The sequence below is a fragment of the Muricaecibacterium torontonense genome (genome assembly GCF_004793925.1).
Taxonomy (GTDB): domain Bacteria; phylum Actinomycetota; class Coriobacteriia; order Coriobacteriales; family Atopobiaceae; genus Leptogranulimonas; species Leptogranulimonas caecicola.
Genome location: NZ_SRYE01000002.1, coordinates 175,172 through 188,420, shown reverse-complemented (window position 1 = coordinate 188,420; position 13,249 = coordinate 175,172). Strand labels below are relative to the sequence as shown.

The following is a 13,249-nucleotide window of genomic DNA, read 5'->3' as shown; positions in this document are numbered from 1 at the left end:
AGGCAGCATGCAACATGGCACAAGAAAACAACGGAGCGGGACAGCAATTCACATTCGATCCTGAACCTGTTATCAAGGGCTACCCCGAGTTGAGGTGGACTGGCAAACGGCCGTACCGCTCGACGCAGTTTTATCCCGCCCAGTTGCGCGAGAGTTACGGAGACCCAAGCATCGGTCCCGATGGCAAACCTTGGATGAATGAGATCTACTGGGGCGATAATCTGCAGGTTATGAGCCATCTGCTCAAGAGCTACCGCGGGAAGGTCGATCTCATCTACATCGACCCGCCATTCGACTCGAAGGCCGACTACAAGAAAAAGATTAAACTTCGTGGCAAAAAGCTGGAAGGTGATCAAAGCGCCTTCGAAGAAAAACAATACGGAGATATTTGGAATAGCGACGAGTATCTTCAATTCATGTATGAACGCCTAATTCTCCTTCGTGAGCTCCTCTCTGATACTGGCAGTATTTTTCTGCATTGTGATTGGCGCCAATCACATCACCTCCGTGCCATTCTTGATGAGGTGTTTGGCCCCAACAACTTTCAGGCTGACATCTCGTGGCGCGCCATGACCTCAAGCGGCTATAAGGGGAAGAGTTCGCTTGGCAGAAGTCATGCGGATATTCTGTATTACTCAAAACGCGCCGTACAAGGATTCTTTACCTATAACCCATTCTACTTGCCCCTTTCTGACGACATGCTTGCTAGATACTCTCATGAGGACCCAGACGGTCGTAAGTTTAAAGACTCGAACCTCGGCGATGTAAGTCCCAAAACAGTCGAAGAACTACGTGCAAGTAATTTGCTCTACTTAACTTCAAATGGAACTCCCCGGATAAAGCATTATCTTGACGAGGCAAAGGGGGTCATCGCCGACGATGTTTGGACTGACATCAATACAACCAACTCGCAGTCTAAGAACCAAACAGGTTATCCTACTCAAAAGCCAGAGGCACTACTAGAACGGATTATCTCTATAGCCTCTAATCCAGGCGATTTGGTTCTCGACTGTTTCATGGGCAGCGGTACTACCCAAGCTGTGGCTATGAAGCTCGGGCGCCGCTTCATTGGCGCCGACATCAACCTAGGATCAATCCAGACCACGACTAGGCGGCTTCTCAGCGTTGCGAAGGAGCTAAACCAGCAAGCCGACAGCAATGACAAGTACCTTGCTTTCGAGGTCTACAACGTGAACAATTACGATTTTTCCGCAACCCGGTCGAAGCTAAGGATCTTCTCGTCCAAGCACTTGATATTCAGCCGCTTTCTTCCGGTTCGTGCTTTGATGGTGAGCTCGATGGCCGCATGGTCAAGATCCTTCCCACAAATCGCATTGCAACGCGCTCCGATCTTGAGGGACTCGTCGCCGATCTGCCCTATAACGTCTATGATTCCCGCAGGAGAGAGAATCCCAACCAGGCCGTGGATCACATCACTCTCGTCTGCATGGGGCACGAGCCGGATCTAAAGGCAGCCTTCGAAGCAGAGCTCGACGAGTACAAGATCGATGTCGAGATCGTCGACATCCTCCAGGACAAGAGGTCTCTCGAATTCAAGCGGGAGGCCGAGGCTAACGTTGTTGTCAAAGGCGGGAAGCTCGTTATCAAGTCGTTCTATCCGATGAACCTGTTGCAGAAACTCAGTATGCAAAAGGAGGCTGTGGAAGACTGGCGCGAACTCGTGGAGTCTGTGATGGTGGACTGGAACTATGACGGCGCGGTCATGGAGCCGACCGTCATCGACATTCCGGAGAAAAACGGACTCGTTGCAGGTTCCTACGATGTGCCCGAGGATGCAAGGTGCATCAAAGTGAAAATCACCGACGTGCTCTCTGAATCCCTCGAAGTCGAAGTGGGTGCGTAGCCATGGTCCAGAGATACGAGGAACAGTGGGCTTTCTACGAGCAGCTACGATACTACTACCTGGACCACAAGAATGCTATCCGAAGTAGGTACAAGCGCATGACACTCAAGTTGCTTGACTACAACGACCGGTCAGTGAGGTCCGAGGCGTTCCTGCGGCCGCCGCAGTTCGAGGCCTTCGAGATGTACGTGTTCGTCAAGGAGTTCCTAAACAACGAACCGATGTACAAAATCTTCGATGACTGGCGCAAGAGGCGACGGGTCTTCGAGGATGACACCCGTTACTCGCGCGGGCAGGCAACGCTCTTTGACATGGGAGCCGAGAAGCAGACGGAGAAACTTTTCCGGCAGATGCGCGACGTCTCCGAGAGCTATCCCAACTACATATTCGCCCTCACCATGGGGCTCGGCAAGACCATCCTTATGGGGACGTGCATCTTCTACGAGTTCCTCCTCGCGAATAAGTTTCCTAAAGATGAGAGATTTTGTCACAACGCTCTCGTTTTCGCACCCGACAAGACCGTACTGCAGTCGCTCAAGGAGATTCCGACCTTCGACAAGTCGCTCGTCGTACCGCCTGAGTACGTGAGCGTTATCGACCAGAACCTGCGCGTGCACTTTCTGGAGGATACTGGCGTCACACTGCATACACTCGATGACTCGGATTTCAACCTCATCATTGCCAACGACCAAAAGATTCTCGTCAAGAAGCGGCGCAAAGAGGTAACCCCGACGGAAAGGTTCTTCACCATGCCGTCCGGTTTGTTATCGACTGTGTACGGAGATGATGCCGATGACGCTCAGAATGATGCCGACCTCATGTCTAACCAGAGATTCGCGAAGCTCTGCCGCCTCAAGCAAGTCGGCGTATATGTTGACGAAGCCCATCACCTCTTCGGAAGTGATCTTAAGAAATCACTCTCTGATAAGATGAGCGAGAACAGTCTGAGAAGAACTATAAATATGCTCGATGACGCACTTGTAGAGAAAGGGTCCCGCGTTGTTGCGTGCTTTAACTATACCGGTACACCCTATGTGCAGAACAAAGTGCTTCCCGACGTACTCTATGTCTACGGGCTCTCCGAGGCCATCAACAAGGGCTATCTCAAAAGGGCGAGAGTCTTGGGATACGAGCATGTGAGAAGCGAGGAGTTCCTGAGGCAGGCCATCACTGACTTCTGGAAGACTTACGGAGAAACCAAGCATGAAGGCCTTCTACCAAAGCTTGCCATCTTCGCGAGTAGAATCGAAGAAGTTCAAAGCGAGATCCTACCTGCAGTCGAGCGTATTCTTGCCGACCTCGGAATTGACTCGGACAAGATTCTCGTGAATACGGGCGATCCCAAGCAGACCAAGGCCGAAGACATACACATCTTCAATAACCTGGATAACCCGAACGCCGGTGGCAACGACAAGCAGTTCATCATCCTCGTGGGCAAAGGCCGCGAGGGTTGGAACTGCCGTTCCCTCTTCGGGGTGGCCCTCGACCGCGAGCCGAAGTCAAAGATCTTCGTCCTGCAGGCCACAATGCGGTGTTTGCGTCAGATAGACACAACGCAGCAGCGAGCAACCGTCTATCTCTCCCAAGCCAACTTCGACACGCTCGACACCGAACTGAATGAAAATTTCAATATGTCCATTGACGGCCTCAAGGGAGCGAAACCCGATAAGAAGGTTTGGCGCGTACGAATGGTCCTACCCGAGCGGAAGGTAAAACTCTCGCGGATCCAACGCAGCTATTCGTTGGAGCGCCGCGACGACGAGGGCAGCATCGATTTCGGACTTGACACAATCAACTTGGGGCCTTATGAAGCGCACGTACATGAGAAGGCCGACATAGCGCGAGATGTGAGTATCAAGGAGATCGATGCGGAACTCGACCAGGGCCAGATGAAATACTCCCAGATGACGCTTGTAGGCGAGCTCGCACGCCTGCTAGGACCAGAGGTCTCTTGCCTCAGCATAGAAAGACTGCTCAAAGAGTCCACCGAGAGTACCGAAAAGGTACTCTCCTATGTGAACAAGCATAATGAAATCATCACCGACGTACTTGTCCCCCGAATCTTCGACCATCTCTTCCGTGTGAACGTAAAAAAGAAGAGTGTCCCTATTGAGGTAAGTCTACTGAAACCGCCGAAGGACTCGGAGTGGTACGAGTTTTCCGCTTCGCCTTCCCTTGTTGCCAAGCAGGGAGACGCCAAGTACGACAACCTGGACGTTAAGAGCTTCCATGCCGACACCTACTGCTTCGACTCGAAGCCTGAGAAGGAACTATTCAACCAACTTGTCAATTCTAATGAGGATATAGCTGAAGTCTATTTCACCGGCATGTTCACTAATGGGCAGTCCGGTCTCACCATCCAGTATGTCGACCCCGAATCACACATCATCAGGAACTACTACCCAGACTTCTTCGTAAGGAAGAGCGACGACAAGGTCGAGCTCATAGAGGTAAAGGGCGATAATAAAATTGATGACGCCATCGTCCAAGCAAAGGCTGCGGCTGCAAAAGAAATTGCTGACGCATCAGAAATCGAGTATGGCATCATCGCCGGTAACTACATCATGAAGCACGATGTAAGCGGAATGACATTAGAAGAGGCACAGCAAAGATCTATTGCGGAGGCAAGAAGCGAATACTCAGACGGAGGTCTACAAGCTCAGATCAACGGAGATGAGCAGTGATGATGCGACTCATCTTTCTTGTTAATGGCAATGCGGGCAAGGGTCTGATCGAGCGGATCAAACTTCCGCCTTCAGCTGGATACCATATCGGGCAATACGGAGAGCGGAATCTTTACGTCGTCACTGCCAGCATGGAGAAGAGAACCATTCGGTCTGCGATAACTCTTGCTGACTATCGTGATCAAATACTCGCTCAGGAAAAGAACAAGAGTGAGTCCAAACGCTTGATCAAATGCCTACGAGACGAGGCATCTGAAGTACTGTGCACAAAGCTCTATCCCAGGTTTCTTGAGTTTGAACGTGGAATAAGGATGGCTGTCACCATCGCGCTCTGTGCTGATAAGAATAATTTTAACAATGATGTTGCCACCTCTCTCGAGGACCTTTCGCTCGAGAAGCTTGGCGAGAGACTCTTCACCGATCACAAATTCGTGAAAGCAGTCCAAAAAAGCGCCGATACCAATTACATCAGAAAAGATATCCTCCTCGGGCGTCTCGGGGAATACAGGGAAAAGACTATCTGGGACGGTCTTTTTGACGATTCGCTTGTTTCTGCGAAACAATCTTTTGATCAAATTAGAAGTTATCGTAATGCCGTAATGCACTTCCGCACCATGAGCTCGAGCGACTACAGGAAAGCCGTCTCGCTGCTTGGCAAGGTCAACCGTGATGTATATAATTTCATTAATAACAGCCTAAACAACGTTAGCTATCCCTCGCAAAAAGCAAGTGGCGCCAGGGAAACACTGCTCAGCCTAGCTCAGGCTTATACCGACATGTATCAGGATTGGCAGCGCACTCTAGCCCCGCTTCAGGAGGCTATCGCTAGGAACCAGGCGGCTTACTCCCGGTTGGCAGAGAACATGATTCCCTATCGAAACTCGATAAGCAAACTACAGAAAACTCTAAGCTCTTCCTTGCCAAGTTTCGCCTCATCAATCCAATACCCTCACTTTGAGGTGCCCGAGCCAGCCCTTCGAACAGCACAAGCAATGGTTAATGCGGCTGCACACATACAACAAGCCTCTCTTTCTTACGATACTCAAACCGTTACCGAGGAAAATCAATTTTCTGATGAAAATGCATATACTACAATATCTGATGTTTGCGAAGGAGATATTTAAATCCCACAACCTAATAATTCACCTGCCGATAAGCAGGATGATGTTGACAATTGAAACAGCGCATCTGCAGGCGCCTAATGGTTATAGTCATATCACTAGTTTTATATTTTTACAGCCAAGCATTGATCCTCATCTTTTGTGCTCATCCGAAATGAACAACGGAAGCGGTCTCGAAGCTGCTTAAACCCAACTCTCTGACAGTCGCAACCAACGCTCGAAGGGGCCATCATCCCTGTCGGTGAATCAGCGGCCATAACACATACACTCGAAGATATCGCAATCAGGAGGTATCGCCGAGTCTGAGCGTGGTGACATTCCTCTTAAAATCACTGATATCTACCAACGGGATGTGAAGCATAAATCTACAGGTACAGATGCCGTCGTAAGGAAGTTTAAGTTCAAAGTCATCGATGCTAGCATGAGTGACTGAAAATCCTATGAGCGCGCAAATGACCTTGCAAATGGGCGGTGCTGCCGTCCATGATGCCAACCTTTAAGTCGGTTCTCGTAAAAGCAAGCAAGTCGTTGCCGCAGCCGAGGTCGAAGATCTGGCCGCCTTCCGACGGTAACGAGGTAAACTCGGGCTAAAGGGTGCCCGTGCTGATGCTCACCATGTCCACCACGAATCGCTCGGCGCTCTAATCTAATCATAAATGGAGAAGGCTTCTATAGCGACCCCATCCACCCTGAAAGTTGTACCTCGTGCTGCTCAGCGTCCCGCTTGGCACCGAAGAATGCCACCTCATCCTTGGGTAAGCGCACAATAGGAACTCTCCCCCAGTGCGCCTTGGAGTTTGCACTCGTCTATTCGATGATCGGTTCCCTAGGTGAGCGGTAGCTCGTTACAAGTCACTCGTTCCTATGGAATAGGCGCCCGATCTACCTTCTCACAGGATGCAGAAGAATTTGCCGTCTTTACACCTGCTACGGTCGGGGTAGACCAAGACAAGATCCCAGATACCGTCAAAGCTGATGTTGGACATTACGTGGTCGAGCGAGTACGGCAGGAAGTGAGTTACGTCATATAGGATCGCTGATGTCATGGCTACCTCAGTGCCGATGCACATATATAGGTTTCTGACAGTCATTGAGTATATCTCCCACGGAGGCTATGTCACGGCAATAATTCTCTTTGCCACTAACAACAATGAGGCCTATTGGCTCATCGTAGGAGGGATCGAGAAGATCAAAACTCACACCAGTCTACCAAGCGATCTCCACAAGGAGCAATACGACTCTTTCTTGGCGACGATGTTGACTACCTGCAGGGACTGTGTGGGCGCACCACTTCATTAGCTTGGTTATTACGCTTGAAGTCCCTCTTGGAGTTCTTCTTGAAGAGCTTCACGAACACATCACCCTGATTCACTGTGTGAAAGCGGTCGCACATTGTTGTTGGGGTGCAGCGCTTCATCGGTGAGCGTGTCTTGGGTATTAGTGCCGCATTGGCATTTCTCACGCAGGCACTCATGTACTCACTCTATAGGTTGATTACCGAAGGGACACCTTTCAGGTGCGCTCCACCATGTGGAACGCATAGGGCCCGACTAGCTTCTCCAAGGGAGTCAGACTGACATTTTTTGCGTACTTGGTCGAATAGACTCTCGGCGAGCGCAAACTTGTAGGAAGGAGTGTTTCTGCTGAGGAATATGTCGTTCGGAGATCGTTCGGAGATTAGTCTCGATTTCAGGACTCGCAGCTAAATTCTCGTGCAGGGACTTTGTCGTAGGAGGTGGTGAGACGCGAACTAGGCTACGAACACTACATTTGATGTGCAAAGAAGGGCACATGGCATGTCAAATGTAGGCGTTGAATCCTTTCACCCCTTATCAAACGCGATGAGTCTCGCATCTCTTTCTTTAAGAGGCGCGAGACTCATGTAGAGATAATTCGTCGGTCTTGGACTATCTGTGCTGATACATAATTCAGTACGAATTATCCCGTTTTATACGCTTTCAAACGTTACAGAGTGTCACTTCTCAACCTATCTGACTTGTTGAAACCTTTTCTTTTGTAGTGAAGTATCGCAGTTCGCAAAAGGCTTACCGTTACTCCCACTCGATGGTCGCGGGGGGCTTGGACGTGATGTCGTAGACCACGCGGTTGATGCCGGGGACCTCGTCCACGATGCGCTTGGAGATGGTGCCCAGTACCTCGTATGGAAGCTTGGCCCAGTCGGCGGTCATGGCATCGCTGGACTCCACGGCGCGCAGGATCACAGGACGCTGGTAGGTGCGCTCGTCTCCCATGACGCCCACAGAGCGAATGTCGGGCAGCACGGCGAAGTACTGCCAGCAGGAGTGCTCGGAGTTGCGCTCGCCGGTCTCCTCGAAGAGCCTGGCATTGTAGGCATCCAGCTCTTGGCGGACGATCTTATCGGCACCTTTGAGAATATCCAGCTTCTCTGGGGTCACATCGCCGATGATGCGGATGGCGAGGCCAGGGCCGGGGAAGGGCTGGCGGTAGACGATCTCGTCCGGGAGGCCCAGGGTGGTACCCAGCTCGCGGACCTCGTCCTTGAAGAAGTGGTCCAGGGGCTCGATGAGGTCGAAGTGCACGCCGGGCGGGAACGGGATGAGGTTGTGGTGGCTCTTGATGGTCGAGGCCTTGCCGCCGGTCTTGCGGGCGCCACTCTCGATGATGTCGGGGTAGATGGTGCCCTGGGCAAGATATTTGACGTCGCCGAGCTTTTGAGCCTCTTCAAAGAAGACCTTCCAGAACTCGGTGCCAATGATGCGGCGCTTTTCCTCAGGATCGGTGACGCCGGCCAGAAGCTTGGCGTAGCGCTCCTCGGCATGGACGTGGACCAGGGGGATATTGAAGACCTCGCGGAAGACGTGGTCGACGCTCTCGGGCTCGCCTGCGCGCAGCAGGCCGTGATCCACGAAGACGCAGGTGAGCTGGTCGCCCACGGCGCGATGGACCAGGGCGGCGGCCACAGCAGAGTCGACGCCGCCGGAGAGGGCCAGGATGACCTTGGCGTCGCCCACCTGGTCGCGGATGGCGGCCACCTTCTCCTCGACGATGTTGTCCATGGTCCAGGAGGGCTCAAGATGGCAGATGTCGAAGAGGAAGTTTTGCAGGATGCGCTGGCCGTACTGGGTATGGCGCACCTCGGGATGGAACTGGGTGGAGAAGAGGCGGCGACGAGGGTTCTCCATAACGGCGACGGGGCAATTCTCGGTTTTAGCAGTGATCATGAAGCCCTCGGGGGCCTCCACCACCGAGTCGCGATGGCTCATCCAGACCGTCTGCACCTCATTGGGAGTGCCATCGAGCAGAGGCGAGCTGCCCAGACGCAAAAGCTGAGCGGGGCCGTACTCCCCCACCTCGGAGTGACCTACCTGGCCACCCAGCTTGGTGGCCATGATCTGGTGGCCGTAGCAAAAGCCCAGAATGGGGATGTCCAGGTCGAAGATGCCGGCGTCCATGTCGGGGGCGTCGTCTGCATAGACTGAGGCGGGGCCGCCGGAGAGCACGATGGCGTCTGGGGCGATGGCAGCAAGCTCGGCTGCAGAGATGTCACAGGGAAACACCTCGCTGTAGACGTGCAGATCACGAATGCGGCGGGCGATGAGCTGCCCGTATTGGGCGCCAAAATCCAAAACGGCAACCAGCGGACGCGGCGTGTCAGGCATGGACGACCTCCGAAGTAGCGACGTTGTTAGAGAGACGGCTGCGCCAACGGGATTGCGCCGGCAGCAACCTTGGTCTCGATCCCTTCGATGATAGGCCAGCCGGACCCAAAACAACCACCCCAACCACGCTTACGCGAAAATTACGATGCCACAGCGCTTTCATGGAGCGATGGAAGGGTTTCTCGGCAACGAAGGCGAGCGCTACCATGGGATTCTCCGGGAGAGCGCCCCTGTCGCACGCCTCAGGGCGAGGCTCGGGGTAAAAATGAATGACGCTCCTTAAACGACCGCGGCGCTCTTGCGCCCAACCCACCGGAAGGACCGCTGTGACCCGTCGCAGACCCGCCAACCAACCCTCTCGCGACCCCTACGCGCGCGATCCCTATGCCCGCGACTCCTACGCGCCGCAATCTCGCAGCTCGCGCTCGGCGCGCGGCCATGCAAGCAAGTCTCGACTCCCAATGAGCTATGAGGACGCCTCTTCGCTGAGCCGTGAGCGGTCGGCGAGCAGGTACGTGCGCCAAAGAAAGGCCCGCAGCCGAAAAAAGCTTGCCTTCCGCACATTGACCGGCGTGGGGCTAGTGCTTGCAGCTGCCCTGGTGGCGCTGGTGGTCTATGTGGCCGCGCTCCAAGCCCAGCTGGGTTCGGGGGTCTCTCCGGAGCTGCGGCAGGCACTCTCGCCTGCGCCGCTGGACAAGCCGTTTTACATGCTGCTTTTGGGCACCGACAAGTCTGCAGAGCGCGCCCAGTCTGCAGAGTTTGGCGCCGATAGCTCCAACTACCGCACCGACTCCATGATCTTGGCGCGTATCGATCCTGCCACCAAGCACGTGACTTTGGTCTCCATCGAGCGCGACACCTTGGTGACCATTGGCAGCTACGGCCAGCAAAAGATCAACGCCGCCTACTCGCTGGGCGGCGCCCCGCTCACGGTGGAGACGGTGTCCAAATTTGCCGGCGTGCCCATCTCGCACTATGCAGAGATCAACTTCGACGAGTTCGTGGGCATAGTGGATAAGATCGGCGGCATAGACGTCAACATCAAGATCGACCTGGACGACGACATGGCCGACCTCCACCTCAAAGCCGGCGAGCAAACCATCAACGGCGCCCAGGCGCTGGCCCTGTGCCGCAGCCGCCACGCCTACGACGCCTATGGCGGTGGCGACTACTATCGCACTGCCAACCAGCGCATGGTCATCGGCGCGATTTTGAAGAAGGTGCTTGCCGCCAATCCTGTGACCATGCTGACCTCGGTGGGAGACCTGGCAGGCTCTGTCACCACGGACTTCTCAGTGGTAGACATACTGCGCCTCATGATGGCCTTCCGCGGGTTCAACATCTCCCAGGACCTCTACTCTGGCTTGGAGCCCACCAACTCCTCCTACGTCAACGGCACCTGGTACGAAACCGTGAACGAGCCTGCATGGCGCACCATGATGGAGCGTGTGGACCAGGGGCTTTCACCCTACTCTGACGCCTCGCAGGACTTTACCTCCCACGTGGCCGGAGGGGATCCCACGGTAAGCGAAGGATGACGTACGCAGGCGCAAGTGCTGGTTGAGCGGCGCAGTGCACTGCCATGCAGGCATTGCTGCCTTGTAGGCATCGCTGCCTTGTAGGCATCGCCGACGCTTGAACGACATGAAGCGCGAGGAGCACGATTCTGTGCGCATCTTCGCGCGAGCAACATGCTTCTCAATATCGCTGCACGTGGACAACATGCTTCTCAATACCGAATACCACCGCACTTGGAAACAAGCTTCTCAGTGCCTCAGAAATCCTACTGCGTTAGTTACACATAGTAGTAACTAACGCAGTATAAATTTCCAGGGATGCACCACTACCTCTCGCATGAAAAGAGTACCCACTCGTCAGCTCGCGCACTCAGCAGCTCGCGCCACCTTCACGCACTTGCACGATCGCCCTCGCAAGCTGCAGTCTGCACGTGATGACAAACCTTGCAGCACCTATCGCCTAGATTGCATAGGAGACGATACAGCAGGCAATGAGGCCAATGGCGCACACGGCCAAGATTAGGTTCGCCATCCAAGGCTGACGTGCTTCCAACCAGCGATAGACCACAGGATAGAGGATCCACACATACACCATGGCTACCACGCCAATGACCAGGTCGTTTACCAGCCAACCTTGGCCCAAAATATTGAGCGGCAACTGAGAGTTGTCCCAAAAGGGAAACTCGCCGGCAGCATCGGGCTGGTTGATTATCAAGCCAATGCCGGTTTCCAAGATCGCTGCCAGCACCACTGTGATCAAAAAGGTCTCCAGCAGAGCACCCCATGGGGTTTTGCGGTGCTCAATGACGCTCTCTTTGATAGGCTCGATGATCCAAGTCATCACCACAGCGCCGATGCCATAGACCCAGTAGGGCACATACCAGGGATCGATAAGGGCGGCATAATCGTCAGAAACGATGCCAAACTGGCTCATAAAGTTGACGTAAGGGATCTCAAGCCAGTGCCCCAGCAGGCACGTGATGAAGAACATGATGAAAAGGGCACGCCAGAACTTCCAGGTAAAGGGGGCAAAGCACCCGATTTCCTCTTTGCGAAGAATCCTCGAGATCATCGTGCTCATAGCCAAGCCCCTCACATTTGCATATTTGCATACACCGGGGGTTTGTAGCCGAGGGGCCCACTCCCCTATCACCAGGTGCACAATTCACAAAGGAGCTGCGGTATCAAAAAGGATCGGCCAGCTCCTGGCTGCCGAGAAACCCTCCCCTTTCCACCGGCTTGTTCCACCGGCTCGCACCCAGAGGGTCCTTAGCCTAAGGCCACGTCCAAAATCATCATGAGCACAAAGCCCGCTGCAAAGAACAGCACTCCACCGTTGGAGTGGCCTTCTTCGCTGGAGCCGGCAGTCTCGGGGATGAGCTCTTCTACCACCACATACATCATAGCGCCTGCGGCGAACCCCAAAAGATAAGGTAGAACGGGGATCATCAAGTCTGCCAGCAGCACGGTTATCACCGCAGCCACAGGCTCCACTGCGCCAGAGAACACGCCCCACAAAAAGGATCTGCCGCGTCCCATGCCATCGCTGCGGAGGGGCATGGAGACAATGGCGCCCTCGGGGAAGTTCTGAATGGCAATGCCTATGGAAAGGGCCAAAGCTGCCGATAAGGAAATATCCGCCGCTCCAGAGATCCATCCGGCGCAGAGAGCACCTACCGCCATGCCCTCGGGGATGTTGTGCAAGATGACTGCCAGCGCCAGCATCACAGAGTTAGGAAGATCAACTTTGAGGCCTTCTGTCTCGCCAGTGGAGTGCAGATGAGGAATGATGTGGTCAAGCAGCAGCAAGAAAAGAATGCCCAGCGTGAAACCTACCGCCGCAGGAACCCAGGCCAGCTGCCCCATATCCTGGGACTCGTCCATAGCAGGGATGAGTAGGCTCCACACAGAGGCTGCCACCATCACTCCGGCAGCAAAGCCCTTAAGCAAGCGCTCCACAAAGGGGCTGGTTTGAGCTTTTTGAAAGAACACGCACGCAGAGCCTAATGTGGTGCCTGCAAAAGGCAGTAACAACACGAGTGCCAGCCACATGGAATCCAACCTTTCCTTGCGAACCCACGCCATACCCTTCCAGGCATTCATTGGGATCGATACATATATTTTGGAATTTTGCTTCATTCGCTTCCTGTTTATGTTGCAATTGCAGCATCTTTCCAGAGGGAGCCAAAGGGCAACCCTGTTGGAATCTACCCCTCTTGGCCCTAAACCCAACCAGTGTGCCAAAGCGCCTATCAATCGAGCCTCTACGTGTCGCCCACTAGCATGCCTCTGCGCACCGCCCCTTACTGTTATCTAAGTTTCGCGGGAGCTTGCGCCAGCCTAACAAAGCCTCAAGGAACCTTTAAAATAAGGACGTCTTCAAAGGTTTTCAAAGGTTTTCAAAGGTTTCAAAGGTCTTCGT

Annotated in this window: 8 protein-coding genes; 5 read left to right on the top strand and 3 right to left on the bottom strand. The window is 53.9% G+C overall.

What is annotated here, in order from left to right:
* Window positions 1-14: 14 nt before the first annotated feature.
* Genes E5334_RS03755 through E5334_RS03745 form a run of 4 tightly spaced genes read left to right on the top strand, consistent with a single transcriptional unit; the run spans window position 15 to window position 5,672 of the window.
* The gene (locus E5334_RS03755; RefSeq protein ID WP_275438916.1) at window positions 15-1,469 is read left to right on the top strand and encodes a site-specific DNA-methyltransferase; all 1,455 of its coding nucleotides are present in this window, start codon (window positions 15-17) and stop codon (window positions 1,467-1,469) included.
* Window positions 1,424-1,864: a hypothetical protein gene (locus E5334_RS08785; protein WP_275438915.1), complete on the top strand. Its 441-nt coding sequence runs from the start codon at window positions 1,424-1,426 to the stop codon at window positions 1,862-1,864. The genes E5334_RS03755 and E5334_RS08785 overlap by 46 nt, the downstream gene beginning before the upstream one ends.
* A 2-nt stretch (window positions 1,865-1,866) precedes the next feature.
* Window positions 1,867-4,548: a TnsA endonuclease N-terminal domain-containing protein gene (locus tag E5334_RS03750; protein ID WP_136012271.1), complete on the top strand. Its 2,682-nt coding sequence runs from the start codon at window positions 1,867-1,869 to the stop codon at window positions 4,546-4,548.
* 2 nt (window positions 4,549-4,550) lie between these two features.
* A complete protein-coding gene (locus tag E5334_RS03745) occupies window positions 4,551-5,672 on the top strand; it encodes a hypothetical protein (protein WP_136012270.1) in 1,122 nt (373 codons plus the stop codon).
* A gap of 2,048 nt (window positions 5,673-7,720) precedes the next feature.
* Here E5334_RS03745 and guaA read toward each other — a convergent pair.
* Window positions 7,721-9,310 (bottom strand): glutamine-hydrolyzing GMP synthase, encoded by a 1,590-nt coding sequence (guaA, locus tag E5334_RS03740; protein WP_136012269.1) that lies wholly within the window; start codon window positions 9,308-9,310, stop codon window positions 7,721-7,723.
* 326 nt (window positions 9,311-9,636) lie between these two features.
* On the opposite strand from guaA, the gene E5334_RS03735 reads away from it, so the two are divergent.
* A complete protein-coding gene (locus E5334_RS03735; protein WP_136012268.1) occupies window positions 9,637-10,848 on the top strand; it encodes an LCP family protein in 1,212 nt (403 codons plus the stop codon).
* 439 nt (window positions 10,849-11,287) lie between these two features.
* On the opposite strand, the gene E5334_RS03730 is transcribed toward E5334_RS03735, so the two are convergent.
* Window positions 11,288-11,908, bottom strand: a complete 621-nt coding sequence (locus E5334_RS03730; protein ID WP_136012267.1) for a putative ABC transporter permease — start codon at window positions 11,906-11,908, stop codon at window positions 11,288-11,290.
* A gap of 188 nt (window positions 11,909-12,096) precedes the next feature.
* Window positions 12,097-12,879, bottom strand: a complete 783-nt coding sequence (locus E5334_RS03725; protein ID WP_136012266.1) for a ZIP family metal transporter — start codon at window positions 12,877-12,879, stop codon at window positions 12,097-12,099.
* Window positions 12,880-13,249 lie beyond the last annotated feature (370 nt).